This window comes from Halomonas sp. WWR20 (genome assembly GCF_054602495.1).
In genome coordinates this window covers 262081-288666 of the sequence record NZ_JBTRHR010000006.1, presented here as the reverse complement: position 1 = coordinate 288666, position 26586 = coordinate 262081, and the positions used below count along the sequence as shown (strand labels likewise).

Below are 26586 nucleotides of genomic sequence, written 5' to 3'. Positions count from 1 at the left end.
GCGTAGTGGCTTGCGAGGTTGTGTGCGTGACGTACGGTGCCGACTGGCGTTGTTTGTATCGACGGTTATCTTGAGGGGAGCACGGCACGCCTCGAGTAGGCGCCAGCAGGTGCAGTGGAGCGGGCTTTTGCAAGTTCAGACATAAGGAGACAGGTATGCACAGGCAACCCCTGCACGGTCAGCGGGCACTCGTTACGGGGGCCAGCTCGGGAATCGGCGCATCGATCGCCAGGGCCTATGCCGAGGCGGGCGCTGCGGTTGCGGTCAATTACCGCTCCAGCCAGGCGGCGGCCGAGCGGCTTGTCGACGAGATCCGCCGACAGGACGGTCAGGCCATTGCCGTCCAGGGCGATGTTTCTCAGCCGGACGCCTGTCGTCACCTGTTCGATGTCGTAGAGGAGACTTTAGGCGGGATCGATATTCTGGTGGCGAATGCCGGCATTCAACGCGATGCGGCGTTCACCGAGCTGAGTCTGGACGATTGGCGCAAGGTGATCGATGTCAATCTGACCGGGCAGTTTCTGTGCGCCCAGGAAGCGGTACGCAGATTTCGCCGCCAGGGTCTGGATGTTCAGCGCTCCACGGCGCTGGGGAAGATCATCTTTACCAGTTCGGTGCATCAGGCGATTCCCTGGGGCGGGCACGTCAACTATGCCAGTGCCAAGGGCGGGCTGAAGATGCTGATGGAAACCATGGCTCAGGAGGTGGCGGCAGAGAAAGTCCGCGTCAACGCGGTAGCACCCGGGGCCATCAAGACGGAGATCAATCGTGAGGCGTGGGAGAGCGGTGACGCCGCCGAAAGCCTGCGTCAACTGATTCCCTACGGACGTATCGGTGAGCCCGAGGACGTGGCGAAAGCGGCCACTTGGCTAGCCTCCGACGATTCGGACTATGTGGTGGGTACCACGCTGTTCGTGGATGGCGGCATGATGCTGTATCCCGCCTTCCGTGAAGGCGGGTGACGCTCAACAGCCTGACACGGCTTGGCGAATCGAGGCGATGATACATGCCACTGCCTGGATGGCATGCGGATCAAGAGCAGCAGCGTGCCTGGCGACGTCGCTGCCACTGCCGGACATACCAGACGGCGCACATGGCGGCCAGCACAATGGCGGCCAGCAGGCTAAGCCAACCTGGCAGAATCTCGGCGCTAGCGGCGATTTCACCACGTATGTTCACCCCCCAAGCCGTGACCAAGGCGTTGGTCAGATAGCCGAAACCGATACTGACGCCGATGACACTGCCCAGATAGATCGCCAACGCGGCCCCTCCCAGCTCGCGACGCACGATGCCCAGCGTGGCGATGTTGGTGGCGGGCCCCGCCAGCATGAAGACCAGCACTGCGCCGGGTGAGACACCCGCCAGCAACAGGCCGGCCGCCACGGGTGTGGAGGCCGACGCGCAGATGTACATGGGCACGCCAATCAATGCCATTATCAGCATGGCGGGCAGGCCCTCGCTGAAACGAGTCAGAAAATCCTCGGGCACGTAAGCGACCACCAGGGCCGCGAACAGCAGCCCCACCAGCAACCAGTTGACCAGGTCGCCGAAGAGATCGTTGAAGGCCGTCTTCTGGCCGGCGACAAGACGTCGACGCAGGGACGCTTGCTTGCCATCGACAGGGGGACTCGACGGCTGAGCGCCCGAACATGAGGTTGAGCCAGAAGAGCCGCAGCCAGTCTCTCGCTGGGCAGGGCTAGTGCCCGCGTCGCGCGGAGAACAGCAGCTTGCCGCCCGGGGGGCAGCCGTGGAGCCATCGGGCACTGAGCCACAGCCAGTGGTTGCCATGGCCGGCGGCGAACAGCAATCCGCGGTGTACGCCGATACGTCAGCGGCAGGGGAGGCGGGCTTCGAGGCGCAGCAACTCGAGGTTGGCGGCGCGGGCGATGCCGGCTGACGAGGCGCGGATGTCGGCGAGGGTTCGCGGGTAAAGGCCGTCAGCGCTCCCGCGGTAACGGCGGTGACCACGGCGGCGACGGGGCGCATGACCGCCAGGAATGGCCCGAGCAGGGCATAGGAGATGGCGATGGAATCGACGCCGGTCTCCGGAGTGGCGATTAGGAAGGAGGAGGTCGCTCCCCGTGAGGCCCCGGCCCGCCTTAAGCCCACCGCGGCGGGAATCACACCGCACGAGCACAAGGGCAGTGGCGCGCCCAGCAGGGCTGCCTTGACCGCCGGCCATATTCCCTCGCCTCCCAGATGCCTGGCCAGTTGCCCGCTGGGGATCAGCGCCTGCATCAGGCCCGCGACGATTAACCCCAGAATCAGCCACGGGGCGGCGTCCAGCCACAGGTGCCAGAACTCACTGACAAGGGTATTCATGCATCGGTCCTCTTGTGACGGGACGATTGGCAGGCGTCGGCCTCCTGATGCTGAGGGTCGTGATGCTCCTGGCGTACCTCACCTTCGGCGAGCGCCGTCAGAATGGTGCAATCTGTCACGGCATGCGGGCCGCCGCAGCAAGCCACGGTGATGGTGGAGAGGGCCTGACGCATGCGCTGCAGTTCGGTCAGCTTGGCATCGATCTCGGCCAGCTTGGTTTCGGCTAGAGCCTTGACTTCAGTGCAGGTATGCGCATCGGCCTCGACCTGCAGCGATAACAGGTCGCGTATATCGGCCAGACTGAATCCCAGCGCCTTGGCACGTAGAATGAAGTTCACCCGATCGATATTGTCGGTAGCGTAGTAGCGGTAGCCATTGATGCCACGGTGTGGCGAGGGCAATAACGCCGCTTTCTCGTAGTAACGCAAGGTTTCCACACTGACGCCGCTGCGCTCGGCGAGCTCACCGATCTTTAGCATCTGTCATTCCAGTTGGACCATGTATCTTAAGCTTAAACCCTGAAGTGGGCTTCAGGGTCAAGCCGTTGGCGCGCTGAAACGATGGTGGCGCTTCCTATACCGCCACCATGACAGAAGCCCGAGCCTCGAGCGTTACGGCGTCGTCTCCGTATCGTTGGCGGGAGCTTCGACGGCGCCGCGCCGCTGTAGCCAGCGCGCGACCAGCCAGCATAGCGCCGCCCAGCTTGCGCCTGCCGTCCAGCCTGCCAGGACGTCGGTGGGCCAGTGCACTCCCAGATAGACCCGACTCACGCCCACCAGCACGGTAATGAAAACCGCCGTCAGCAGCAGGTAGGCTTTCAGACGCCGCTCGGGCTGGACACGAATCAGTAGCGCCGCAAGGGTCAGGTAGGTCACGGCGGACATCATCGAGTGGCCGCTGGGGAAGCTGGCGGTGTAGACGATGGAGCCATGGGGCACCAGGTCGGGACGAGGACGTTCGAAGCCCATTTTAAGCAGGGTGCTGATGATCCAGCCCCCCGACACCGATACCAGGGTGAAAACCGCAGCCCGAAAACGTTCGGAGAGTAGCAAGTAGGCGAGCACGCCCAAGGTGATGAGCGTCAGCACGCCGACTCCGCCAAGGGCGGTAAAGTCACGCCCCATCTCCTCGGCCCAGCCGGGACCGAGCGGATCGGAAAGGTCGTTCGCATTGCGAAAGGCGAGCAGAATGGCTTCGTCCAATCCACGCGTGTCGCCTTCCATGACTTCGCCGGCCAGGGCAACAAAGCCCCAGATGCCTCCTGAGGCGATGACGATACACAAGAGTATTCCCAGCTCGTGACGGCCCAGCCACGTCAGCCAGGAATAGGTGTTGCGACTCAATTGTCGGGGTTTTGATAAACGGTGCATCGAGCTCTCCCTGCTTAATATCGGCGCCTGAAAGGTATGCCAGGTGCCGGTTTCCATACTTCGTCATAACCTGCGCGCTGGCGACCCATCGTTCGGATCGGCGCTTTGGTCTACGCATGCGATGGACAAACGTCGTATTACGCCAGATGCAAGGCCTGGGCGAAAGCTTTTCCGGCAGCGGGCCAGTCTCGCAGGCGTTCCCTGGCCTGCCTGGCCCCGCTGGCGAACCGGCGGCGTGCGTCGTGGTCGGTCAACATTTTGCGTAACGCCGCGCTCAAGGCCGCGCTATCTCCGGGAGCCACCTTGAGTCCGGCCTCTTCGGGAAGCGTATAGGCCAGGGCGCCGCCATTGGTGGTGACGACCGGCAGACCGTGGGCCAGTGCCTCGGTAATCACCATACCGTAACCCTCGTAGTGTGAGGGCAGGATGAAGAGATCGGCGCTCTGATAGTACTCCGAGAGCGTTTCGGGCGGGCGCGACCCCAGCAGGCGAATGCGTTCGCCAAGGGCGTGACGATCGATCCGCGCCTGGACCTCTCGGGCATGGGCCGGATCATGCTCGAGCCCACCGATGCAGTCGCACACCCAAGATTGATCGGTGAGCTGGGCCAAGGCTTCGACCAGCACGTCGTGGCCCTTGCGGGGGGTCAGCGTGGCGACACACAGCAGGCGTGGCGTCGCGTTGTGTCCGGCGGCCAGCGGGGCGCGTGCGACACCGGGCTCGATGACACGGATGCGCTCGGCCGGGACATTGAAATCGGCAAGACGCCTGGCCGTGAAGGCGCTGGTAGCGATGACATTCTTGACGGCGGCCAGAGCGCGGGTCTCGCTGATCAGGAAGCGCTGGCGCTGAGGTTCGCCCAGGCCGGTTTCATCGGCCAGCGGGTGGTGAATCAGCGCTGTCAGGGCGAGCCGCTCATGATGTGCCTCGACGATCTCGGGGAGACCGCCGAAGGCGAGGCCGTCGATGACGACGTGGCTGCCTGCGGGCCGCTCTTGCAGTGCATCATCCAGCGAGCGGGCGGCCAGGGCGTCCGGCTCGGGAAAGCGGCCTTCGAGCCCGATGACCGATACCTGCCAGCCGGCATCGCGCAGTGCGTCGACCATACGGGCATCGTATATATAGCTTCCCGCCAGCTTGGCGGGGTCACCCGCAACGATAAAAGTCACTTCATTCATAGGTTTCCCTCGTAACCGGCCCCGGCGATATATGATTCATGCAGTATGCCACTCATTGCCGTCAAGCCGCGTCCGGCCTGCCCGAGAAGATCGAAAATCGCCTTGGCCATAAACTCCGCTGTCGTGTTTGCGCCCTTGGAACTGCGGATTGTCGTCAAGAGTCTGGAAGTCGAGCTTGGCAAGTGTCTTGGACAATGCCTGCGAGGCCAAGCCTATGCCTACCATCCGTTCCCTCTCATCGAGTTCTGGGCGCATGGGTGCTAGCGCCGGCAGGATAAGCGTAGCTGATGGGTGCCTGTCCGTGCCGCTTGCCACGCGCTGAGCGACAGGGGTCGTCATCGCGGGCGGATACAGGTATAAAGGAAACACTGTTCTATTGTTTGGATGTTGCAGATGGCTCGTGCCCCCTTCGAACTTGCCGGCACGCGTGTCGCGCCGGGTTCCCGCTCACTGATCGATGTTCCCGTCGCCAAGCTTTATACCCATGCCCCGCTGCATATTCCGGTCGAGGTGGTGCATGGCCGTCAACCCGGCCCGGTATTGCTGGTATGCGGAGCCATTCATGGCGATGAAATCAATGGTGTCGAGATCGTGCGCCGCGTGTTGCGCCTGTCATCGTTGAGCCGGTTGCGTGGCACGCTGATCGCGGTGCCCATCGTCAACGTGTTCGGTTTCGTGCAGCACAGCCGCTACCTGCCGGATCGGCGGGATCTCAACCGCTGCTTTCCGGGCAGCGAGGCGGGGTCGTTGGGCTCGCGTGTCGCGGCGCTGTTTCGTGAGCAGATCGCCGATCAGGCGACCCATATCATCGACTTGCATACCGGGGCCATTCACCGTACCAACCTGCCGCAGATTCGTGCCCAGCTCAAAGGCAACTCGGTGACTCGAGACATGGCCGAGGCGTTTAGCGTTCCGGTGATCCTCAACGCCGAGCTACGCGAGGGCAGCCTGCGTGAATATGCCCAGAACCGGGGAGTCCCGGTATTGACCTACGAGGCTGGCGAGGCGCTGCGCTTCGATGAGTGGGCCATCGCGCCGGGAGTACGCGGAGTGCAGCGGGTCATGCGCATGCTGGGCATGCTGTCCTCCGATCGGCGTCGCAGCGCGCCGCGACCGGCCGAAATATCCAATGGCTCCAGTTGGGCACGTTCCCCCATCGATGGCATTCTGCGCCAGAAGGTGCGTCTTGGGGCACGCGTGGCCAAGGGTGAAGTGCTGGGGCTGGTGGCGGACCCTTTCGGCAACGCGGAAAGCGAAGTGACGGCAGTGGCCGACGGCATCGTGATTGGCATGAGCAACCTGCCGCTGGCCAACGAGGGCGAAGCGTTGTTCCATGTCGCCCGGTTTCACGAGATCGATGAAGTCGAGAGCGCGGTGGAGTCATTCCAGTCGGATTTTGATCCACGCCCCGAACTCTCCTGAGGCCTGCCGCGCCCTTTCCTCATGAAACCGGTCTTGAATGCTTGAATTGCACCGAGAGTGGGTGAGAGGGCTTCACGCCGATTGAAGCGTCGTTTCCGGAACTCTATCCAGTGCGGCATCGAAGACCTCGAGTCCGGCACCTTCGCGGTGGGCATTCTCGGAAAGATGGCGACGGAATTGACGTCCTCCCGGACAGCCCTGAAACAGCCCGAGCAGATGGCGCGTCACGTGGTTGAGTCGCGCACCTTCGGCCAGACGCGTCGCGATGTAGGGACGAAAAGCCCGGGCCGCGGCATGACGGCTGGTGGCCGGCCCCGTCTCGCCGTAAAGGCTTTCATCTACCGCTGCCAGCAGCCACGGGTTCTGGTAGGCCTCGCGACCGAGCATGACGCTATCGACTCGTGACAGGTGATCATGACACTCCGTCAGAGTTTTCAGTCCGCCGTTGATACCGATATGCAACTCGGGATGCTGGGCCTTGAGACGATATACGCGTGGATAATTGAGCGGCGGCACGTCACGATTCTCCTTGGGAGAGAGACCGTCGAGCCAGGCCTTGCGGGCATGAACGATGAACGTGTCGCAACCGGCTCCCGCGACGCTGTCGATAAAGCGCTCGAGGTCGGCGTCTTCATCCTGTTCATCGATACCGATGCGGCACTTTACCGTCACCGGGATGGATACGGCGTTGCGCATGGCGGTAACGCATTGCGCCACACGCTGGGGATGGCCCATCAGACAAGCACCGATCAGATTGTTCTGTACCCGGTCGCTGGGGCAGCCGACGTTGAGGTTGACCTCGTCATAGCCCCATTCCTCGGCTATCACCGCACACTCCGCGAGCGCCACCGGATCGCTGCCGCCCAGCTGCAGCGCGATGGGATGTTCGATGTCGCTATACCCCAGAAAGCGCTCTCGCGGGTGACCGTGCAGTATCGCGCCGGTGGTAACCATTTCGGTATAGAGTAGCGCCCGACGCGTCAGGCAGCGGGCAAAGGCTCGGTAGTCCCGGGTTGTCCAATCCATCATCGGCGCGACGGAAAACGTCCTGTCCAGCGCGGGCCTCGGATTCTCAGCATTCATGCGGTTTGTGGCGGTTGCCATATCATTCATATCTGTTCATGTTTCAGTGATTTGGCCCTGTTTCACGTCATGTGTGGGTACGAATTTGGCACACAGGGCTTCAGCGATTTGGTATGTCGCGGAGGTTTCGCTTGGCGACGCTTAGGAGCTTGGAAGGCCTCGCCGAAAGAACGGCAGTTTCTCATACTTGGTTTGAATCCGCACCGCGATCTCTTCTGGACCCGCTGCTACCTAGGATATTCAGCCAAGCCGGCGTCAGGCTTCGCGGTGAACTCTCTTCTGCTTCTCCACTTTTCCCCTCTGCATTGAGCGTCATTTAGCGTCTGGTAGGCAGGACGTGGCGAAATAGCACCGTCAAGTATTGTTATTTTGAGTCTTGAAATATGAATTGTTCATTTAGCATCGGTCATATTGAGCACTCGAGATGCAGTATTTCCTATCACCGGGGTAGGGTTTTATATGTTGAGTTGAATAGTAAAGATGTGTAATCTTCCATGCTTTGGTTAACTTTAATTAGGAAACCTGAATGAACGAGCTCATTTACGAGGTGGGTGTGCAGCAGGTGCAGGGGGCGTTGCAGGGTTGGGAAGTACACGCACCGGACCTGCCTGAGTTCCGGGTGCTGGGCATGGGATATAGCGATGCGCTGAACAAGGCACGCGAAGCCATCGTCTTGCATTTGGCTTCGCTGCTGGCGCGGAATAAAGAGCTGCCTACGCCTGCGCCGATGATGATGCACATGCACAATGATGCACCGTTTTCACGGACAAGCTGGCATTACTTGAAAATACAGATGGGGCCTCTGCCTGAGGGCAAGCGGCGCGTGGTGGATGTGTTGCCGGACGCTGAGGGCTATATCGTAGTGGAAAAAAGAGAGTAAGCATCGTGCAGGTTTTGTGATGTTGGGGCCTGCTCATAAGCCTCCCCAACCCAGTGGCCTCAGAGCGCTCCTGTCATACAAGCGTTTCGTCGAAGAGTTTCCAACGAGCCTCAATGCATCCCAACAGGCGAAAGGAGAGTTGCTTTTCCGTCTCGATCACGTAGGTCTTCTTCCCTTCCTCTCGAATGCGTACACGCCCCGATGAGAGGCGTTCGATATGCCTGATTTCCAGCTTGCCGAGGCGTTCTATGACGTATAGGCCGTTATGCTGTAAGTCGCTGATAGGGCAGACGGCGGCAATATCCCCTTCTCCAAGAAAGTCAAATTGCTCGCCGGGGGCTGGCGTTACGAAATAACAGTGGCGTAGCAGCTCTCCTACCCTTGGAATGCTGCGAACAGCCTTACGCAGCCTGATGCTATTCGCCCCCCCAAGCCCTTGGTCCTGTATGGCATCGGAGGTATAGCCATCCATACCGTCAAGCTTGGGCGCTGTATGTCCATTCAGCCAAGGAGCAGGCTCTTGCGTACTCAAGTGAAGCAGAAACTGAGAGTTATCCGGAGATAGACTTTCCGGAGCGGGAATCACCTGAGCGGCGCTCGTGCTGTCGAGCAGGTTTTTTAGCGGGCATTCGAGTGCCTCGGACAACGCTATCAAGCGCTCATGACCAATCTGTTTGATCGTGCCCGATTCCCAGTAGGAAATGGTCACATCGGATACCCCGACTCGCCTGGCCAAGGCGGCCTTGCTTAAGCCGGCTTCCACTCTTAGCTGCTTGATTCGGTTTCCCAATGCATTCATCTGCGCATCTCGCCGTAACGTAAACGCGTTAGCATATCCAGCCAGCGCCAAAGTATGTTTCGGGTTGAACTCCGTTACCAGAACGGACTAAAAACACGAAAGATGTTCTGATATCTTATCGTCCTTTATATATTTAGAGGTGTCTTATATTCGAAAGAGAATCTACGTTAGACAAGAATTAACTCTCATATATAGACCAGTTTTCGTTTAGAAAGCCGGCGAATTATGAGGCATTCATGTCGGTGGTGCTTACGGGTATTAGCATAAGGTTAAATCGCTTCTGACGCCTTAACCTAGGTAATGAGGTGAGCTTAAAATAGAGAAAAGCGCGCCAGCTGCCTGTAGAGGCAGCTAAGAGGCGCATAAGCATGTTGCACTGAAGGCGTCATCCAGGCTTGGACGAACACATTATCGCCTAAGCCTGATGGCGGTTACACCGTCATGCCTTGCTGTTACGGTTGACGGCACACACCTGAAAGCCTCGGTTAGCTTCACCGAGCTTGAGGTGAAGCAACAGTATAGAATGCCACGTGAAGCCAAATAAGAGGTGTAATCGAAAACCAGTATTTCCATAATGGAAACAATGTTCATCTGGAATAAACAAAATGGCAACACTCGATGCGCTGCGTGTTTTCGTCGAGGTGGTCCGCGCCGGTAGCTTTACTGCTGCGGCCCGCCGCCTGGGAATTTCCAAGTCGCTGGCCTCCAAGCGTGTCGCGGCATTGGAAGAGGAACTGGGGGTAGGGCTGCTCAACCGCTCGACACGATCGTTGCGTCTCTCCGAGGCAGGGCAGATCTACTATGAACATGGGTTGCGGGTGCTCGAAGAGCTGCAATCTGCAGAAGCACAGATGCAGTCGGTCACTGCACGTCCGCGCGGTCAACTCAAGATCAGTGCTCAGGTCAGTTTCGGCTTCATGTATCTGGCGGCGCCCACCACTGCCTTCATGCGCCGTTACCCCGATGTGGCGGTAGAAATCCTCCTCGAAGATCAGCGTTTCGAGCCGATCGACGATTCGGTCGACCTGGCAATTCGTATGGGGCCTTTACCCCCTTCGAGCCTAGTGTCGCGCCCGTTATGCAAGGTGGTCTACGGGCTTTACGCAGCTCCCGAATACTTGGCGCGAGTCAATTGCCCCCTGCACCCTCAGGATATTCCTCATTACGATACGGTGTTCTACGGCAATTATGATCTTGGCGCGCATTGGCGATTTTCATTGCACGGTCAGCCACTGGATATCGAGCCGCAATCGCGCCTGGTCATCAACAATCTGCTCGGCGTCGTCGAGGCGGCCAAGGCTGGGTTTGGCCTGGCGTATCTACCCACGTTTGCCGCGCGTTCGGCCGTCGCCGCAGGGCTGCTGGTCCCGTTGTTGCAGCCCTACTGGAACGAGCATGGCAGTATGCTGGTGCTGTTTCGGTCACGTAAATATCTCCCCGACAAGACTCGCGCCTACCTGGACTTCGTGACGGAGTGGTTCCGCGAACATCTGACACTTTGATCCCGGACTGGAGGGGGCGAGGTGCATGCGTATAATGCGCGTAACGCCATCCAGCCAACGGATCAGGATATTATGACTGTTCGTACTCGTATTGCACCGTCTCCCACCGGTGACCCGCATGTTGGCACCGCCTACATCGCCTTGTTCAATCTCTGTTTCGCTCGTCAGCATGGCGGACAGTTCGTGTTGCGTATCGAGGATACGGACCGGGTGCGTTCGACGCCTGAATCCGAGCAGATGATTCTCGACTCGCTGCGTTGGCTGGGGCTGGAATGGGACGAGGGGCCCGATGTTGGTGGTCCCCACGGCCCTTATCGGCAGAGCGAGCGCGGCGAGATCTATGCCGAGCACGCACGTCAACTGCTCGACGCGGGACATGCCTTCAAGTGCTACCGTACCAGCGAAGAACTCGATGAGCTGCGCGAGACGCGTAAGGCCGAGGGACGGCAACTGGCGTTGAAACCGGCGGATCTGGCGCTTCCCGAGGAGGAGGCGGCCCGGCGCGAAGCCGAGGGTTGGCCCTATGTGGTGCGGATGCAGGTTCCCAGCGAAGGAACCTGTGTCGTGGAAGATATGCTGCGCGGCACGATCGAGGTGGATTGGGAGCAAGTCGACGCCCAGATTCTGCTTAAGTCCGACGGTATGCCCACCTATCATTTGGCTAACGTCGTCGACGATCATCTGATGGGAATTACCCATGTGTTGCGCGGTGAGGAGTGGATCAACTCCGCCCCTAAGCACAAGCTGCTCTATGATTATTTCGGATGGCAGATGCCTCAGCTCTGCCACATGCCGTTGCTGCGCAATCCCGACAAGTCGAAGTTGTCCAAGCGCAAGAACCCGACCTCTATTAACTACTACCGCCGTATGGGCTATCTGCCGCAGGCGGTGACCAACTATCTGGGACGTATGGGATGGTCGATGCCTGACGAGCGTGAGAAGTTCACGCTTGACGAAATGATGACGCACTTCGATATCCGGCGCGTTTCGTTGGGCGGTCCGGTCTTCGACCTGGAAAAGCTGACCTGGCTCAACGGCGTCTACATTCGTGAGGATCTCGATGATGCGGCGCTGCTCCGCGCGTTGCGCGAATGGGCATTCAATGAAGAGTATGTCGGAGAAATCCTGCCGCAGGTAAGGCCGCGTGTCGAGACGCTTTCGGACGTGATGCCGCTGGCGGGACACTTTTTTGCAGGGTTGCCCAATCTACAGGAGCGCGACTTCGAGAACCTCAAGCTCGAGCGTGAAGAGCTACTCCGTTTACTGCAGTTTTTGGTCTGGCGTCTGGAAGGGGTGCGCAGCTGGGACAAGGATGCGCTGCTCGGCGAAGTCAAACGACTGAGCGCGCATTTCGATCTCAAGATGAAGGATTTTCTGGCCCCGGTCTTTATCGCTATTACCGGCTCGGCGACCTCGACATCGGTAATGGATGCCATGGTCATTCTGGGGTCCGACATGACCCGGGCGCGTCTGCGTCATGCGGTGGCTCTTCTGGGTGGGGTCTCCAAGAAGCAGGCCAAGCGCTTCGAAAAGGAATTCCGCGACCTTTAGGCCCGATAATGACGGGACGGTGTCTGATGCAGCCCAAGGCTGGGTTGCATCAAAAAAACGTTGACGTTTCAGCCTTCTACTCATAAGATGTGCCCCGTCTTCACGAGATGCGGGGCCTTAGCTCAGCTGGGAGAGCGCGACGCTGGCAGCGTCGAGGTCACCGGTTCGATCCCGGTAGGCTCCACCACCTTCTCGTCGTCATATGCGTCCCATTCGTCTAGTGGTCTAGGACACCGCCCTTTCACGGCGGTAACAGGGGTTCGAACCCCCTATGGGACGCCATCTCCTTTCGTATATTTCCCAAGGCGCCTAGCGTCTTTTTTTGTGTCCTCTCCTCATAAATCTGCGGCTTCCGGCTTGACAATTCTGCAAGTTGTCCACGTCTTTCGGCTTGTCGGCATGGCTTGTGCACAACTTTCAGTTTGATGTTCCGTATCGTTTCCTTTGTATAAAAACTTCTTTAATTTCAGTAAGTTAAATATGGTTAAAATTTGACCAATTTAAGCGTAACCCTGCTGTCATGGGATTTTGACGCGGTTGTAGAAAGGTTTTTAACAAGGTTATCCACAGAAAGTGTGGACAACGTTCCTACGGGTTGCGTCGGGGCAGCAGCGTAACGAAGCGAATGCGCACTGATGACAGGCAAACGTGAGTACAGGGGGGACGTCTGGCGCAGTTCCGTGACACCGCACCAGCAAAAACAGTAAGGCCGCCCTGGTCAGGGGCGGCCAATAGATACGTGAAGCGGTTTGCAGCGATCTTACTTGGCAGGATAGTCGCGCTGGGGGTGGCCAACGTACAACTGACGCGGACGGCTGATCCGGTAGCTGTTGCTGATCATTTCGTTCCAGTGGGAAATCCAGCCGATCGTACGGGCCAAGGCGAAGATGACAGTGAACATGTTGGTGGGGATGCCGATCGCCTTGAGGATGATGCCGGAATAGAAATCGACGTTGGGGTAGAGCTTGCGCTCGATGAAGTACTCATCTTCCAGGGCGATCTGCTCGAGGCGCTTGGCAATCTTGAGTTGCGGATCATCGGCCATGCCCAGCTCGCGCAGGACTTCGTCGCAAGTCTCCTTCATGACCTTGGCCCGCGGATCGAAGTTACGATATACGCGATGTCCAAAGCCCATCAGGCGGAACGGATCGTCCTTGTCCTTGGCCTTGTCGACGAAGCGCTGGATGTTCTCCTCGGAATCGTCGCCGATTTCGTCGAGCATGTTGAGTACAGCCTCGTTGGCACCGCCATGTGCCGGCCCCCATAGTGCGGCGATACCGGCACTGATACAGGCGAAGGGGTTAGCGCCGGTGGAGCCGGCCAAGCGTACCGTAGAGGTGGAGGCATTCTGCTCATGATCGGCATGCAGCATGAAGATGCGATCCATGGCTTTGGCGAACACTGGGTTGACCTGATAGTTCTCGCAAGGATTGCCGAACATCATGAACAGGAAATTCTCCGCGTAGTTCAGGTCGTTACGCGGATACATGAAGGGCTGGCCGATATTGTACTTGTAGCACATCGCCGCCAGAGTCGGCATCTTGGCAATCAGGCGAATGGCGCTGACACGGCGCTCTTCGTACTTGGTGATGTCCAGGTTGTCATGATAGAAGGCCGCCAGGCCCCCTACGACACCGCAGAGGATCGCCATGGGATGGGCGTCGCGGCGAAATCCCTTGTAAAAATTGACGATCTGCTCGTGAACCATGGTGTGGTTGTTGATCGTCCGCTCGAACTGCTTATATTCCTCATCGGAAGGCAGTTCGCCGAACATCAATAGATAGCAGAGCTCCACATAGTTGGAGTTCTGGGCCAACTGATCGATGGGGTAGCCGCGATGAAGCAGGATGCCTTGAGCGCCATCGATGTAGGTAATGCCGGATTCGCAAGACGCGGTAGAGACGAAGCCAGGATCGTAAGTGAAGAGGCCTTCGCTGGTCAGGCTGCGAACGTCGATGACATCCGGTCCGGCAGAGCCGGAGTAGACAGGGAATTCAATGACCTTGTCTGATCCTTCTACCGTCAACTGCGCTTTTCTGTCAGCCATTATGGCCTCCTTTTCACATAAGTCTTTGTCTTGCTTGCCAGGCCGGCGAAATCAGTTCGCCCACTATAGGTCCACGGAAACGATTGTCAATTAGCGCTAAGGGCACTCTCCGGGGCTGAATGGCCCGTCTGGAGCCCTTGGCATCGCTCGTATTGGCGGGGCCATACATCAGCATATACCAGCTCATGCAAGTGCTTGCGGTAACTTATCGACCGCTATCGATTTGTCATCCCCCCCCCCAGTCCCTATAATCATCCCCCGCGCGACTGGCAGGATTCAGGCTTGGTCGTGCCGCTTGGCTTGCGACCGAGACCCTTCCTCAAACCACCGCCCGTTCGGGCTCAGCCCGAAACAGGGCCAAGAGAGTGTGTAAAGAGCCGTGAATAGCAAACGACCCGTAAATCTCGATCTTTCCACCATAAGATTCCCACTTTCTGCGCTGACATCCATTACTCACCGTGTGACCGGTATCATCCTGTTTATCGGTTTGATCTTCGGCTTCTGGGCACTCGATGCTTCGCTGTCCTCCCCCGAAGGTTTTGAGGCGGTACGTGACACTTTGGCTCATAACTTCCTGGCCAAGCTGGTCGCCTGGGGGCTGCTGTCTGCACTCGGATTTCATTTCGTGGCCGGCATCAAGCACCTGTTGATGGACGTCAACATCGGCCTTGATCTCAAGAGCAGTGAGCAGAAGACGCAGATCACCGTGGTGCTTAGTGCAATTCTAGTGATCCTTTCAGGAGTCTGGGTATGGTAACCAACATCACGAACTTTAGTCGTAGCGGTGTGTCCGATTGGCTGATCCAGCGTGTCTCCGCCATCATCTTGTCGATCTACACCGTTTTCATGGTGGGTTACCTGCTGCTTCACCCGGGACTGGACTACTTTACCTGGAGCCACCTGTTTTCGCAGACGTGGATGCGCATCTTCTCTCTGCTGGCGTTCATTTCGCTGGCGGCACACGCCTGGATTGGCCTGTGGACCGTGTCTACGGACTATCTCAAGCAGACCGGAGTCCGCTTCGGCTTTCAAGTCGTCGTAATCCTGGCCCTTTTCGTCTTTCTGGTTTGGGGCATTCAAGTCCTGTGGGGAGCCTGATCCATGTCCAATATGCGTAGCCTGACATTTGACGCAATCATCATCGGTGGCGGTGGCTCCGGTCTGCGTGCCGCGCTCGAGCTGGCCAAGTCCGGCAAGAAAACGGCGGTGTTGTCCAAGGTTTTCCCCACTCGCTCCCACACGGTATCCGCGCAAGGCGGGATTACCTGTGCCATTGCCTCGGCGGACCCCAATGACGACTGGCGCTGGCATATGTACGACACCGTCAAGGGTGGCGATTACATTACCGACCAGGACGCCGCGGAATACATGTGTTCCGAAGGTCCCAAGGCGGTGTTCGAACTCGAGCACATGGGCCTGCCGTTCTCGCGCTTCGACAATGGCCGTATCTATCAGCGCCCGTTTGGCGGTCAGTCCAAGGATTTCGGTAAAGGGGGGCAGGCGGCGCGTACCTGCGCAGCTGCCGACCGTACCGGTCATGCCCTGTTGCATACGCTGTATCAGAACAATCTGAAGAACAACACCGTTTTCCTCGACGAATGGTACGCCATCGATCTGGTCAAGAATGCCAATGGCGACGTGGTCGGTTGTATCGCGCTGTGCATCGAGACGGGCGAAGTGGTGCACGTCAAGTCGAAAGCCACCGTGCTGGCCACGGGAGGCGCGGGCCGTATCTATGCCTCGACGACCAATGCCCTGATCAATACCGGGGACGGCATCGGCATGGCACTGCGTGCCGGCTTCCCGATGCAGGACATGGAAATGTGGCAGTTCCACCCGACCGGTATCGCCGGCGCCGGCGTTCTGGTGACCGAGGGGTGTCGCGGGGAAGGGGGCTACCTGATCAACAAGGATGGCGAACGCTTCATGGAGCGCTATGCGCCCAATGCCAAGGATCTCGCCGGCCGCGATGTGGTCGCGCGTTCCATGGTCATGGAGATTCTCGAAGGACGTGGGGCCGGCGAGAAGGGCGACCACGTGTTCCTCAAGCTCGACCATCTGGGCGAGGAAGTGCTTGGCAAGCGTCTGCCGGGCATCGTCGAGCTGGCCAAGACCTTCGCGCATGTCGATCCGGCCAAGGAGCCGATTCCGGTGGTCCCGACCTGCCACTACATGATGGGCGGCATTCCGACCAACGTCCATGGCCAGGCGATCATGCAGGATGACGACGGCAACGACCGTGTCATCAATGGTCTGTTCGCCTGTGGCGAAGCGGCCTGTGTCTCGGTGCACGGCGCCAACCGCTTGGGGGGCAATTCACTGCTCGACCTGGTGGTGTTCGGACGTGCCGCCGGCATCTACATCGAAGGTGCGCTCAACGAGGGGATCGAATACCTCGATGCTTCGCAGTCCGACATCGACAGCGCCATGGCGCGTCTCGCACGCTGGGAAGAGTCCAGTGGTGGAGAAACCGTTCCTGAGCTGCGTGCCGAGCTGCAGAGCATCATGCAGAACGCCTTCGGCGTGTTCCGCCAGGAAGACAACATGCAGGAAGGCGTCAAGCAGCTGGCGGAACTGCGTGAGCGGATCGCCAAGGCGCATCTGGGCGACAAGTCCCATGCCTTCAATACCGCGCGCGTCGAGGCGCTCGAACTCGACAACCTGCTCGAAGTGGCCGAGGCTACCGCCATCTCGGCGCTGGAGCGCAAGGAGAGCCGTGGCGCCCATTCCCGCTATGACTATCCGGATCGCGACGACGTCAACTGGCTGAAGCACTCCATCTACTTCCCGCTCGAGAAGAAGCTCGGCAAGCGCGATGTGAACTTCACACCCAAGACTGTCGACACCTTCGAGCCGAAAGTCCGTACTTATTAAGGGGGTTGTCCTCAATGCTTCAGGTATCCGTTTACCGTTACAACCCGGAATCCGACTCTGCGCCTTACATGCAGGAGTTCCAGGTCGACACCCAGGGCCGTGATCTGATGGTCCTCAATGTGCTGGAAATCATCAAGGAGCAGGACAGCTCCATGGCCTACCGCCGCAGCTGTCGCGAAGGCGTCTGCGGTTCGGACGGCATGAACATGAACGGCAAGAATGGCCTGGCCTGCATCACCGCACTTTCCGACGTGGTCAAGGACAACAAGCTGGTGCTGCGTCCGCTGCCCGGCCTGCCGGTCATGCGGGATCTGGTGGTCGACATGGGGCTGTTCTACAAGCAATACGAACGCATCCAGCCCTACCTGCAGAACGATACCGCACCGCCGGCCATCGAGCGTCTGCAGTCACCCGAAGAGCGCGACAAGCTCGACGGCCTGTATGAATGCATCCTTTGCGCCTGCTGCTCGACGTCCTGTCCGTCGTTCTGGTGGAATCCCGACAAGTTCGTGGGACCGGCGGGGTTGCTTCAAGCTTATCGCTTCCTGGCCGATAGTCGTGATACCGCGACACGTGATCGGCTTTCCGAACTGGAAGACCCGTTCAGCCTATTCCGTTGTCGCGGCATCATGAATTGCGTGGCGGTATGTCCCAAGGGGCTGAATCCGACCCGTGCCATCGGCAAGATTCGTGAGATGTTGCTGTCGAATGCCACTTAAATCGCAGCGCATAGCTTGCTATGATTGGTGTTTAGCTTACGTCTGCGGTCAAATGCCGCAGGCGAAGCCGGCCTAAGTGTCAAAGCCGGTGCCATGCGCACCGGCTTTTGCCGATCATAAGGGCTGATGTCGTTCCGATGAACGCTACCCTGCCATTGGTGGCAGGGCCAGAGTGACGCCGGCGCGGTCCGGCCGTGTCAGGCGCCGACACCACCCCATCAGTGCAGGGTGACCGAGAATGCAAGAAGGCATAATGGAGTTGATGTGGCGCTCTTCCCATGTCAGTGGTGGGAATGCCCACTATGTGGAAGCGCTCTACGAGCAGTACCTCGTCGATCCTAATGCTGTCCCCGACGAATGGCGCAACTACTTCGATCAGTTGCCGCGTCCGGAAGGCAGTCCCGCCCAAGATGTGCCCCTGAACCCGATTCGCGAGCAGTTCTACCAACTGGGTCAGAGTCGGCGTCCCGCGCAAGCGTCCGGCGCCGCCGACAGCAGCGAGAACAAGAAGCAGGTCAAGGTGCTTCAGCTGATCAATGCCTACCGTTTCCGGGGGCATCAGAAGGCTGAGATCGACCCGCTTGGGCTGCGTAACCCGGCGCCGGTGCCGGATCTGGATCTGTCCTTTCACCAGTTGTCCAAGGCCGACCTGGATATCGAATTTCAGACCGGCTCGTTATTTCTGGGCAAGGATCAGGCACCGCTCAAGGAAATCCTCGACGCGCTGGAGCAGACCTATTGCCGCGCTATCGGCTGCGAGTTCATGCATATCGTCAATACCGAGGAGAAGCGCTGGCTGCAACAGCGTTTCGAATCGGTACGCTCGAAGCCGAACTACAGCGCTGACGTGCGCAAGCATGTGCTGGAGCGTCTTACCGCGGCAGAGGGGCTCGAGAACTACCTCGCTTCCAAGTATCCCGGAACCAAACGCTTCGGCCTGGAGGGGGGGGAATCCTTCATTCCGATGATGGATGAAATCATCCAGCGTGCCGGCAATTACGGCACCAAGGAAGTCGTCATCGGTATGGCCCACCGTGGCCGCCTGAACCTGTTGGTCAATATTCTCGGCAAGAGTCCTTCCGAGCTGATCGACGAGTTCGATGGCAAGAAGGTCATCGAGAAGGGCTCCGGCGACGTCAAGTATCACCAAGGGTTCAGTTCCAACGTGATGACGCCGGGCGGTGAAGTGCATCTGGCGCTGGCCTTCAATCCTTCACACCTGGAAATCGTCTCTCCGGTGGTCGAGGGTTCCGTGCGGGCACGCCAGGATCGCCGCGAGGATTCCGAGGGCAACACGGTGCTACCGATTTCGGTGCATGGCGATGCCGCTTTTGCCGGCCAGGGCGTGGTCATGGAGACATTCCAGATGTCCCAGACCCGCGGCTACAAGACCGGCGGCACGCTGCACATCGTCATCAACAACCAGGTAGGCTTTACCACCTCGCGGCCCGAGGACGCCCGCTCGTCCGAATACGCGACCGACATTGCCAAGATGGTCCAGGCGCCGATCTTCCACGTCAACGGCGACGATCCCGATGCGGTGCTGCATGCCACGCAGGTCGCCATCGATTATCGTCAGCAGTTCAACAAGGACGTGGTGCTCGATCTGGTGTGCTATCGCCGCCGGGGCCACAACGAGGCTGATGAGCCCTCCGGCACCCAGCCGTTGATGTATCATAAGATCAAGACCCACAAGAGCTCGCGGGAGATCTATGTCAACCGTCTGGTCGACGAAGGGGTGATTTCCGAGGATGACGCCAAGGCGCTGATCGAGAAGTACCGCGACGACCTGGTGGCCGGCAATCATGTCGCCAATGCGCTGGTCAAGGAGCCGAACAAGAACCTGTTCGTCGACTGGACACCGTACCTTGGCCATGAGTGGAGCGGCGACGCCGACACCTCATTCGACATGAAGCGGATGCAACTGCTCGCGCAGAAGATGTGCGAGATTCCCGATGGGATCCAGGTGCAGCGTCAGGTCGCCAAGATTTATGAAGACCGGCGCAAGATGCTGGCCGGGGGGATGGCGCTCAACTGGGGGTTTGCCGAGACGCTGGCTTACGCCACGCTGCTCGACCAGGGCCATCCGATCCGTCTCACCGGTCAGGATACGGGGCGCGGCACCTTCTCCCATCGCCATGCGGTGGTGCATAACCAGAAGGACGGACAGACCTGGGTGCCTTTGCAGCATCTCAAGGAGGGACAGCCGCGTTTCACTATCCACGACTCCTTCCTCTCCGAGGAGGCCGTGCTGGGGTTCGAGTACGGTTATGCCACCACGGCGCCCAACTCGCTGATCATCTGGGAAGCCCAGTTCGGTGACTTCGTCAATGGCGCCCAGGTGGTGATCGACCAGTTCATCTCGTCGGGTGAGTCGAAGTGGGGACGCCTGTGCGGACTGACCATGTTGCTGCCGCACGGTTACGAGGGGCAGGGGCCGGAGCACTCCTCCGCACGCCTCGAGCGTTTCCTGCAGCTGTGTGCGGAGCACAACATGCAGGTCTGCGTGCCCACCACGCCGGCACAGATCTATCATCTGCTGCGCCGTCAGGTGATTCGCCCGCTGCGCAAGCCCTTGGTGGTGATGTCGCCGAAGAGCTTGTTGCGCCACAAAGAGGCGACTTCCACCCTGGAGGAGCTGGCGCACGGTAAATTCCAGATGGTGCTGCCGGATGTCGCCAATCTGGAAGCCGAACAGGTCAAGCGCGTCGTGCTCTGCTCCGGCAAGGTGTACTACGATCTGGCGAGCTATCGTGCCGAACACGAGCGTCGCGATACCGCTATCTTGCGTATGGAGCAGCTTTATCCCTTCCCCAAGGAAGAGCTGTACGAAGCGCTCAAGGGCTACACCAATCTTGAGCAGGTCATGTGGTGTCAGGAAGAACCGCTCAATCAGGGCGCCTGGTACCAGAGTCAGCATCATTTGCGAGTCGTTGCTGACATGCTCAAGGAAGGTCTGGGGCATGGCTTGCAGTTTGCGGGGCGTCCGGCTTCAGCGGCGCCCGCGGCGGGCTATATGTCCGTACACGTCGAACAACAGCGCCAGCTGGTGGACGATGCCTTCAATATGTAAAGCGTCCACCTGGACTCGAGAGAGAACACACTAAGGAAACCAAATGGCTACCGAGATCAAAGCGCCCAGCTTTCCAGAATCCGTTGCTGAAGGCACCGTCGCCACCTGGCACAAGAAAGCCGGCGACAGCGTCGAACGCGACGAGCTGATTGTCGAGATCGAGACCGATAAGGTCGTTCTCGAAGTGGTAGCACCGGAAGCTGGTACCCTGACAGAGATCAAGGTCGAAGAGGGTGAAACCTGCGATTCCGAGCAGGTACTGGGACTGCTGGGCGAGGCTCAGGCCGGCGGTTCCGCAAGCAGTGGCGATGAGGAAAAGCGCGACAGCAAGGCCGCAGAAAAGCCCGAGGCCAAGGCCGAGCAGCCCGCTGAAAAGCCGGCAGCGGGCAAGAGCCATGACGTCAAGGCGCCGAGTTTTCCGGAATCCGTCCAGGAAGGAACGGTCTCGACCTGGCACAAGCAGGTAGGCGAGGCGGTCAAGCGTGACGAGGTGCTGGCCGACATCGAAACCGACAAGGTGGTGCTCGAGGTCGTGGCGCCGGCGGATGGTGCGCTGCAGGAGATCAAGGTACAGGAAGGCGAGCAGGTCGAGTCCGAAGCGCTGTTGGCGATCTTCGCCGAAGGTGCGGGTGAAGCCGCCGGCGCTTCTGCCGAGTCTCGCGACGAACCCAGTGAAGCAAGCGCTGCCGATGCGGGCGGCGACGAGGAGATCGGCGACAGGATCCTGGCGCCGGCGGCCCGCAAATTGGTGGCCGAGCATGATCTTGACGTGACCAAGATCAATGGCACCGGCAAGGGCGGGCGCATCCTGAAGGAAGACGTGCAGAAAGCCATCGACGAAGGCAGCGCCAAGAAAGCGGCGGCCAAGCCGGCTGCAGCGCCGCAGAAAGCGGCAGCGGGCGCGCCGGCTTTCGAAGGCGAGCGCCCCGAGAAGCGCGTCCCGATGAGCCGTCTGCGTCAGACCATTGCCAAGCGTCTTGTCCAGGCCCAGCAGACCGCGGCCATGCTGACCACCTACAACGAGGTGGACATGAGCGCGATCATGGCGTTGCGCGCTCAGTACAAGGAAACCTTCCTTAAGGCGCACGACACCAAACTCGGCTTCATGGGCTTCTTCGTCAAAGCCTGCACCGAAGCGCTCAAGCGCTTCCCCGACGTCAATGCCTCCATCGATGGCACCGAGCTCGTCTATCATGGCTACCAGGATATCGGTGTGGCAGTGTCCACGCCGCGGGGCTTGGTCGTGCCGGTGCTGCGTGATACCGACAGCATGAAGCTCGCCGATGTCGAGAAGGGCATTGTCGACTTCGGCAAGCGTGCACGCGACGGTAAGCTGGGCATCGACGAGATGCAGGGCGGCACGTTTACCATCACCAATGGCGGTACGTTCGGCTCGCTGCTTTCCACGCCGATTCTCAATCCGCCGCAGACGGCTATCCTGGGCATGCACAAGATCCAGGAGCGTCCCATGGCTGTCGACGGTAAGGTGGAAATCCGTCCGATGATGTATCTGGCACTGTCCTACGATCACCGCATGATCGATGGCAAGGACGCGGTACAGTTCCTGGTGGCGGTCAAGAGCCTGCTCGAGGATCCGGCGCGCTTCCTGCTGGACGTATAAGCGCAAGCCTCAGCGAAGACATACGACGCCACTGGTTTAATTGAAGCAAACAGGAAGATTTCATGGCCGACAAATTTGATGTAATCGTCATTGGTGCAGGCCCCGGCGGCTACGTCGCTGCCATTCGTGCCGCGCAGATGGGGCTGAAAACAGCCTGCGTCGAAAAGTGGGTCAATAAGGAAGGCAAGACCGTACACGGCGGTACCTGCCTGAATGTGGGCTGCATTCCGTCCAAGGCACTGCTCGAAACGTCGCATAAGTTCGTCGAGGCTCGGGACCACTACGACGAGATCGGCCTCGAAGTCAGCGATATCACGCCCAACGTCTCCAAGATGCTGGCTTTCAAGGATCAGGTCATCGCCAAGAACGTCGGTGGTATCAGCGCCCTGTTCAAGGCCAATGGTGTCACGGCTCTGGAAGGTACCGGCAAGGTGGTCTCCAGCAAGCAGGTCGAGGTGACCGGCCAGGATGGCGAAAAAGCCGTCTATGACGCGGACAATATCGTTGTCGCTTCCGGATCGGTACCGGTCGAGATTCCGCCGACGCCACTGACGGACAACCTGATCGTCAGCTCCACCGGCGCCTTGGAGTTCACTGAAGTTCCTAAGCGCCTCGGGGTCATCGGCGCTGGCGTCATCGGCCTGGAGCTGGGCAGCGTATGGAGTCGCCTGGGCAGTGACGTTACCGTTCTCGAAGCCATGGACAGTTTCCTGCCGATGGTCGATCAGGCGGTCGCCAAGGAGACTCAGAAGCTGCTCAAGAAGCAGGGGCTGGACATCAAGCTAGGTGCTCGTGTCACCGGCGCCGACATTGGCGAAAGCGAAGTGACCGTCAAGTACACCGATGCCGCAGGCGAGCAGGAACAAGTCTTCGACAAGCTGATCGTGTGTGTCGGACGACGTCCCTATACACAGAACCTGCTTGAAGAGAATGTCGGCGTTAAACTCGACGAACGCGGCTTTATCTTCGTTGACGATCAATGCCGTACCAGCGTGCCGGGCATCTTCGCCATCGGTGATGTCGTCCGAGGCCCGATGCTGGCGCACAAGGCGTCCGAAGAGGGCGTGATGGTGGCCGATATCATCGCTGGTCATAAGGCCGAGATGAACTACGATGCCATTCCCAGTGTCATCTACACGTCTCCGGAAGTTGCCTGGGTGGGCATGAACGAGCAGGAGGCCAAGGCCGCCGGTATCGAAGTCAAGACCGGCTCCTTCCCGTTTTCCGCCAACGGCCGGGCCTTGGCCAACAATGCTTCCGAGGGTATGGCTAAGGTCATCGCCGATGCGCAGACCGATCGTATCCTTGGGGTGCATATCGTGGGTCAGCATGCCGGCGAATTGATCGCCCAGGGCGTCATCGCCATGGAGTTTGGCTCCAGTGCCGAAGATCTGGCATTGACCTGCTACGCTCACCCCACGACCTCCGAAGCGATTCATGAGGCCGCATTGGCGGTGGAAGGGCATGCCATCCACATGGCCAACCGCAAAAAGCGTAAGTAAGCATTTTCAAGGTTTTAACTGACGCGTCTGAATGACCCTGACGCGTCGCGTCCGGCGGGATGCCGGACGCGAACGGGGGTGGCACGGCATTATCCGTTGCAGCGAGTCGTTGCAGCGCGCCGCAGCCACCGTTCGAGTCACATGCAACCAATGGCATGACACGATGAACCTTCACGAGTATCAGGGCAAACAGCTGTTTGCCGATTATGGTCTGCCGGTGTCCAAGGGCTTTGCCGTGGACACTCCCGAGGAAGCTGCCGAAGCCTGCAGGAAAATCGGCGGCAACATGTGGGTCGTCAAGGCCCAGGTTCATGCCGGTGGCCGCGGTAAGGCCGGTGGCGTCAAGCTGGTCAAAAGCGCGGAAGAGGCCAAGGCCTTCGCCGAGCAGTGGCTAGGCAAACACCTGGTGACTTTCCAGACTGACGAGAAAGGCCAGCCGGTTGCCAAGATTCTGGTCGAAACCTGCACCGATATTGCCAACGAGCTGTATCTGGGCGCAGTAGTCGATCGCGCCTCGCGTCGCGTAGTTTTCATGGCCTCTACCGAAGGTGGCGTGGAAATCGAGACGGTCGCCGAGGAAACGCCTGAGAAGATTCTCAAGGCCGAGATCGATCCGCTGGTCGGCGCGCAGCCCTATCAGGCGCGTGAGCTGGCGTTCGCACTGGGTCTCAAGGGCGATCAGATCAAGCAGTTCACCAAGATATTCCTGGGCCTGTCCAAGATGTTCCATGACAAGGACCTGGCGCTACTCGAGATCAATCCGCTGGTCATTACCGAGCAGGGCAATCTGCACTGTCTCGATGCCAAGATCGGCCTCGACGGCAACGCCCTGTACCGTCATCCGGATCTCCAGGCCATGCGTGACCCCTCCCAGGAAGACGAGCGTGAAGCGCATGCTCAGGAATGGGAGCTCAACTATGTGGCGCTGGAAGGCAACATCGGCTGCATGGTCAACGGCGCGGGACTGGCCATGGGTACCATGGACATCATCAAGCTCAACGGCGGCCAGCCGGCTAACTTCCTCGATGTCGGGGGTGGTGCGACCAAGGAGCGCGTGGCGGAAGCTTTCAAGATCATCCTCTCCGACACCTCCGTGAAAGCGGTTCTGGTCAATATCTTCGGCGGCATCGTGCGTTGTGACATGATTGCCGAAGGCATCATCGGCGCTGTCGAACAAGTTGGCGTCAACGTACCGGTCGTGGTCCGTCTGGAAGGCAACAACGCCGAGCTGGGGGCTGAAAAACTGGCGTCCAGCGGTCTGAACATCATCGCGGCTACCAGCCTGACTGATGCGGCACAGCAGGTGGTTAAAGCGGCGGAGGGCAAGTAATGAGTATCCTGATCGACAAGAACACCAAGGTCATCTGCCAGGGCTTTACCGGTGGCCAAGGGACTTTCCACTCCGAACAGGCAATCGCCTACGGTACGCAGATGGTCGGTGGTGTGACGCCGGGCAAAGGCGGCCAGGAGCATCTGGGCCTGCCGGTATTCAATACCGTCAAGGAAGCCGTCGAGAAAACCGGCGCCCAAGCCTCGGTCATCTACGTGCCGGCAGCGTTCTGCAAGGATTCGATCCTTGAGGCGGCCAACGCGGGCATCAAACTGATCGTCTGCATCACCGAAGGCATTCCGACCCTGGATATGCTTGACGTCAAGGTCAAGTGCGATGAGTTGGGTGTACGCTTGATCGGCCCCAACTGCCCGGGCGTCATCACGCCGGGTGAGACCAAGATCGGCATCATGCCGGGGCACATCCACAAGCCGGGCAAGGTCGGTATTGTCTCTCGCTCCGGGACGTTGACCTATGAAGCGGTTAAGCAGACCACCGATCATGGCTTCGGGCAGTCTACCTGTGTGGGGATTGGCGGGGATCCGATTCCGGGCTCCACCTTCATCGACATCCTCGAGATGTTCGAGAAGGATCCTAAGACCGAAGCGATCGTCATGATCGGTGAAATTGGCGGGACTGCGGAAGAAGAAGCCGCAGCCTACATCAAGGCCAGCGTCACCAAGCCCGTCGTCTCTTACATTGCCGGTGTCACTGCGCCTCCTGGCAAGCGTATGGGCCATGCCGGCGCCATCATCGCGGGTGGCAAGGGTACTGCCGACGAGAAGTTCGCCGCACTTGAAGCGGCTGGCGTCAAGACTGTGCGTTCGCTTGCACAGATCGGCGATGCGCTGAAGGAAGTTACCGGCTGGTAAGCCTCTGACAACTTTCACTGAAGCAAGTAAGGGCACCTTCGGGTGCCTTTTTTATTTTCTGTAAAACTGATTCGGTTAAAGTTCCTAATAACCTCTGGACTCTTCAGGGCGCGTGCATAGCTATAAGCGCTGGCAAGTGTCGGTATGGCTTCGACATTAAGCCGCGAACTTGCATAACTTATCAAGCTTAGAATAAGCGCTTTTATGGATTGTCAGAGCCTTGAATAGAAGCGTTTGTTCTTCCTGAGGGAAATATTCAGGAGCCTAGAAGCCGCAATGGGTATCTTAACGATACCTGATGGTTCGCAACATGGTGAACCTGGTAAGCTTTGGTTGCCTAAGATTTGTCGGATTATGTAGATTTTTAATATCAATAGCATTATTCGATTAATGCATTAGTCCATTAATTGAATTGTTTTCACTGTTTTTTCGGTATTAGCA

Annotated in this window: 21 protein-coding genes and 2 tRNA genes; 16 read left to right on the top strand and 7 right to left on the bottom strand. The window is 59.0% G+C overall.

What is annotated here, in order from left to right:
• Nucleotides 1-155: 155 nt before the first annotated feature.
• Nucleotides 156-962, top strand: a complete 807-nt coding sequence (locus ACW4DH_RS13405; RefSeq protein ID WP_459636895.1) for a glucose 1-dehydrogenase — start codon at nt 156-158, stop codon at nt 960-962.
• 70 nt (nt 963-1032) lie between these two features.
• On the opposite strand, the gene ACW4DH_RS13400 is transcribed toward ACW4DH_RS13405, so the two are convergent.
• The 4 genes from ACW4DH_RS13400 to ACW4DH_RS13385 form a co-directional block, all read right to left on the bottom strand.
• Complete coding sequence (locus ACW4DH_RS13400) at nt 1033-2322, bottom strand: SO_0444 family Cu/Zn efflux transporter (protein ID WP_459636894.1); 1290 nt, start codon at nt 2320-2322, stop codon at nt 1033-1035.
• Nucleotides 2319-2801 carry a Zn(2+)-responsive transcriptional regulator gene (gene zntR, locus ACW4DH_RS13395; protein WP_459636893.1) on the bottom strand — a complete coding sequence of 161 codons (483 nt, stop codon included), beginning with the start codon at nt 2799-2801 and terminating at the stop codon, nt 2319-2321. The genes ACW4DH_RS13400 and zntR overlap by 4 nt, the downstream gene beginning before the upstream one ends.
• 132 nt (nt 2802-2933) lie before the next feature.
• Nucleotides 2934-3692, bottom strand: coding sequence for a phosphatase PAP2 family protein (locus tag ACW4DH_RS13390; RefSeq protein ID WP_459636892.1), 759 nt, complete (start codon nt 3690-3692; stop codon nt 2934-2936).
• Nucleotides 3693-3829: 137 nt separating this feature from the next.
• Entirely contained in the window at nt 3830-4870 is a 1041-nt protein-coding gene (locus tag ACW4DH_RS13385; protein WP_459636891.1) for a glycosyltransferase family 4 protein, read from the bottom strand.
• Nucleotides 4871-5263: 393 nt separating this feature from the next.
• Here ACW4DH_RS13385 and ACW4DH_RS13380 point away from each other — a divergent pair, with 393 nt between their 5' ends.
• Complete coding sequence (locus ACW4DH_RS13380; protein WP_459636890.1) at nt 5264-6292, top strand: succinylglutamate desuccinylase/aspartoacylase family protein; 1029 nt, start codon at nt 5264-5266, stop codon at nt 6290-6292.
• A 72-nt stretch (nt 6293-6364) separates the two neighbouring features.
• Here ACW4DH_RS13380 and dusA read toward each other — a convergent pair whose 3' ends face one another.
• On the bottom strand, nt 6365-7405 hold the full coding sequence (gene dusA / locus ACW4DH_RS13375) for a tRNA dihydrouridine(20/20a) synthase DusA (protein WP_459636889.1): 1041 nt from the start codon (nt 7403-7405) through the stop codon (nt 6365-6367).
• Nucleotides 7406-7901: 496 nt separating this feature from the next.
• Here dusA and ACW4DH_RS13370 point away from each other — a divergent pair, with 496 nt between their 5' ends.
• Nucleotides 7902-8255 (top strand): type II toxin-antitoxin system HicB family antitoxin, encoded by a 354-nt coding sequence (locus tag ACW4DH_RS13370; protein ID WP_459636888.1) that lies wholly within the window; start codon nt 7902-7904, stop codon nt 8253-8255.
• Nucleotides 8256-8328: 73 nt separating this feature from the next.
• Here ACW4DH_RS13370 and ACW4DH_RS13365 read toward each other — a convergent pair whose 3' ends face one another.
• Complete coding sequence (locus ACW4DH_RS13365; RefSeq protein WP_459636887.1) at nt 8329-9054, bottom strand: helix-turn-helix domain-containing protein; 726 nt, start codon at nt 9052-9054, stop codon at nt 8329-8331.
• Nucleotides 9055-9659: 605 nt separating this feature from the next.
• Between ACW4DH_RS13365 and ACW4DH_RS13360 the strand changes: the two genes are divergently transcribed.
• The 4 genes from ACW4DH_RS13360 to ACW4DH_RS13345 all read left to right on the top strand — a co-directional run bounded on the left by ACW4DH_RS13360 (nt 9660) and on the right by ACW4DH_RS13345 (nt 12389).
• Nucleotides 9660-10556, top strand: a complete 897-nt coding sequence (locus ACW4DH_RS13360) for a LysR family transcriptional regulator (RefSeq protein WP_459636886.1) — start codon at nt 9660-9662, stop codon at nt 10554-10556.
• 72 nt (nt 10557-10628) lie between these two features.
• On the top strand, nt 10629-12107 hold the full coding sequence (gene gltX, locus ACW4DH_RS13355; protein ID WP_459636885.1) for a glutamate--tRNA ligase: 1479 nt from the start codon (nt 10629-10631) through the stop codon (nt 12105-12107).
• A 111-nt stretch (nt 12108-12218) separates the two neighbouring features.
• Nucleotides 12219-12294, top strand: a tRNA-Ala gene (locus ACW4DH_RS13350).
• A gap of 19 nt (nt 12295-12313) precedes the next feature.
• Nucleotides 12314-12389, top strand: a tRNA-Glu gene (locus tag ACW4DH_RS13345).
• A 478-nt stretch (nt 12390-12867) separates the two neighbouring features.
• Here ACW4DH_RS13345 and gltA read toward each other — a convergent pair.
• Nucleotides 12868-14154: a citrate synthase gene (gene gltA / locus ACW4DH_RS13340; protein WP_459636884.1), complete on the bottom strand. Its 1287-nt coding sequence runs from the start codon at nt 14152-14154 to the stop codon at nt 12868-12870.
• 379 nt (nt 14155-14533) lie between these two features.
• Between gltA and sdhC the strand changes: the two genes are divergently transcribed.
• The 9 genes from sdhC (at nt 14534) to sucD (ending at nt 26145) form a co-directional block, all read left to right on the top strand.
• Nucleotides 14534-14911 carry a succinate dehydrogenase, cytochrome b556 subunit gene (gene sdhC, locus ACW4DH_RS13335; RefSeq protein ID WP_459636883.1) on the top strand — a complete coding sequence of 126 codons (378 nt, stop codon included), beginning with the start codon at nt 14534-14536 and terminating at the stop codon, nt 14909-14911.
• Nucleotides 14905-15252: a succinate dehydrogenase, hydrophobic membrane anchor protein gene (sdhD, locus tag ACW4DH_RS13330; protein ID WP_459636882.1), complete on the top strand. Its 348-nt coding sequence runs from the start codon at nt 14905-14907 to the stop codon at nt 15250-15252. Before sdhC ends, sdhD begins: the two co-directional genes overlap by 7 nt.
• 3 nt (nt 15253-15255) lie before the next feature.
• A complete protein-coding gene (gene sdhA / locus ACW4DH_RS13325; RefSeq protein WP_459636881.1) occupies nt 15256-17028 on the top strand; it encodes a succinate dehydrogenase flavoprotein subunit in 1773 nt (590 codons plus the stop codon).
• 14 nt (nt 17029-17042) lie between these two features.
• A complete protein-coding gene (locus ACW4DH_RS13320; protein ID WP_459636880.1) occupies nt 17043-17747 on the top strand; it encodes a succinate dehydrogenase iron-sulfur subunit in 705 nt (234 codons plus the stop codon).
• 238 nt (nt 17748-17985) lie between these two features.
• Complete coding sequence (locus ACW4DH_RS13315) at nt 17986-20820, top strand: 2-oxoglutarate dehydrogenase E1 component (RefSeq protein WP_459636879.1); 2835 nt, start codon at nt 17986-17988, stop codon at nt 20818-20820.
• A gap of 43 nt (nt 20821-20863) precedes the next feature.
• Nucleotides 20864-22441: a 2-oxoglutarate dehydrogenase complex dihydrolipoyllysine-residue succinyltransferase gene (gene odhB, locus ACW4DH_RS13310; RefSeq protein WP_459636878.1), complete on the top strand. Its 1578-nt coding sequence runs from the start codon at nt 20864-20866 to the stop codon at nt 22439-22441.
• A 62-nt stretch (nt 22442-22503) separates the two neighbouring features.
• Nucleotides 22504-23943 (top strand): dihydrolipoyl dehydrogenase, encoded by a 1440-nt coding sequence (lpdA, locus tag ACW4DH_RS13305; protein ID WP_459636877.1) that lies wholly within the window; start codon nt 22504-22506, stop codon nt 23941-23943.
• A gap of 163 nt (nt 23944-24106) precedes the next feature.
• Nucleotides 24107-25273, top strand: coding sequence for an ADP-forming succinate--CoA ligase subunit beta (sucC, locus tag ACW4DH_RS13300; RefSeq protein WP_459636930.1), 1167 nt, complete (start codon nt 24107-24109; stop codon nt 25271-25273).
• Nucleotides 25273-26145, top strand: a complete 873-nt coding sequence (gene sucD, locus ACW4DH_RS13295; RefSeq protein ID WP_459636876.1) for a succinate--CoA ligase subunit alpha — start codon at nt 25273-25275, stop codon at nt 26143-26145. The genes sucC and sucD overlap by 1 nt, the downstream gene beginning before the upstream one ends.
• The last annotated feature ends 441 nt before the right edge of the window (nt 26146-26586 follow it).

Coding starts and splice junctions, on each gene's coding strand:
- ACW4DH_RS13405 (WP_459636895.1), top strand. CDS start 156: ATGCACAGGCAACCCCTGCACGGTCAGCGGGCACTCGTTACGGGGGCC.
- ACW4DH_RS13400 (WP_459636894.1), bottom strand. CDS start 2,322: ATGAATACCCTTGTCAGTGAGTTCTGGCACCTGTGGCTGGACGCCGCC.
- zntR (WP_459636893.1), bottom strand. CDS start 2,801: ATGCTAAAGATCGGTGAGCTCGCCGAGCGCAGCGGCGTCAGTGTGGAA.
- ACW4DH_RS13390 (WP_459636892.1), bottom strand. CDS start 3,692: ATGCACCGTTTATCAAAACCCCGACAATTGAGTCGCAACACCTATTCC.
- ACW4DH_RS13385 (WP_459636891.1), bottom strand. CDS start 4,870: ATGAATGAAGTGACTTTTATCGTTGCGGGTGACCCCGCCAAGCTGGCG.
- ACW4DH_RS13380 (WP_459636890.1), top strand. CDS start 5,264: ATGGCTCGTGCCCCCTTCGAACTTGCCGGCACGCGTGTCGCGCCGGGT.
- dusA (WP_459636889.1), bottom strand. CDS start 7,405: ATGAATGATATGGCAACCGCCACAAACCGCATGAATGCTGAGAATCCG.
- ACW4DH_RS13370 (WP_459636888.1), top strand. CDS start 7,902: ATGAACGAGCTCATTTACGAGGTGGGTGTGCAGCAGGTGCAGGGGGCG.
- ACW4DH_RS13365 (WP_459636887.1), bottom strand. CDS start 9,054: ATGAATGCATTGGGAAACCGAATCAAGCAGCTAAGAGTGGAAGCCGGC.
- ACW4DH_RS13360 (WP_459636886.1), top strand. CDS start 9,660: ATGGCAACACTCGATGCGCTGCGTGTTTTCGTCGAGGTGGTCCGCGCC.
- gltX (WP_459636885.1), top strand. CDS start 10,629: ATGACTGTTCGTACTCGTATTGCACCGTCTCCCACCGGTGACCCGCAT.
- gltA (WP_459636884.1), bottom strand. CDS start 14,154: ATGGCTGACAGAAAAGCGCAGTTGACGGTAGAAGGATCAGACAAGGTC.
- sdhD (WP_459636882.1), top strand. CDS start 14,905: ATGGTAACCAACATCACGAACTTTAGTCGTAGCGGTGTGTCCGATTGG.
- sdhA (WP_459636881.1), top strand. CDS start 15,256: ATGTCCAATATGCGTAGCCTGACATTTGACGCAATCATCATCGGTGGC.
- ACW4DH_RS13320 (WP_459636880.1), top strand. CDS start 17,043: ATGCTTCAGGTATCCGTTTACCGTTACAACCCGGAATCCGACTCTGCG.
- ACW4DH_RS13315 (WP_459636879.1), top strand. CDS start 17,986: ATGCAAGAAGGCATAATGGAGTTGATGTGGCGCTCTTCCCATGTCAGT.
- odhB (WP_459636878.1), top strand. CDS start 20,864: ATGGCTACCGAGATCAAAGCGCCCAGCTTTCCAGAATCCGTTGCTGAA.
- lpdA (WP_459636877.1), top strand. CDS start 22,504: ATGGCCGACAAATTTGATGTAATCGTCATTGGTGCAGGCCCCGGCGGC.
- sucC (WP_459636930.1), top strand. CDS start 24,107: ATGAACCTTCACGAGTATCAGGGCAAACAGCTGTTTGCCGATTATGGT.
- sucD (WP_459636876.1), top strand. CDS start 25,273: ATGAGTATCCTGATCGACAAGAACACCAAGGTCATCTGCCAGGGCTTT.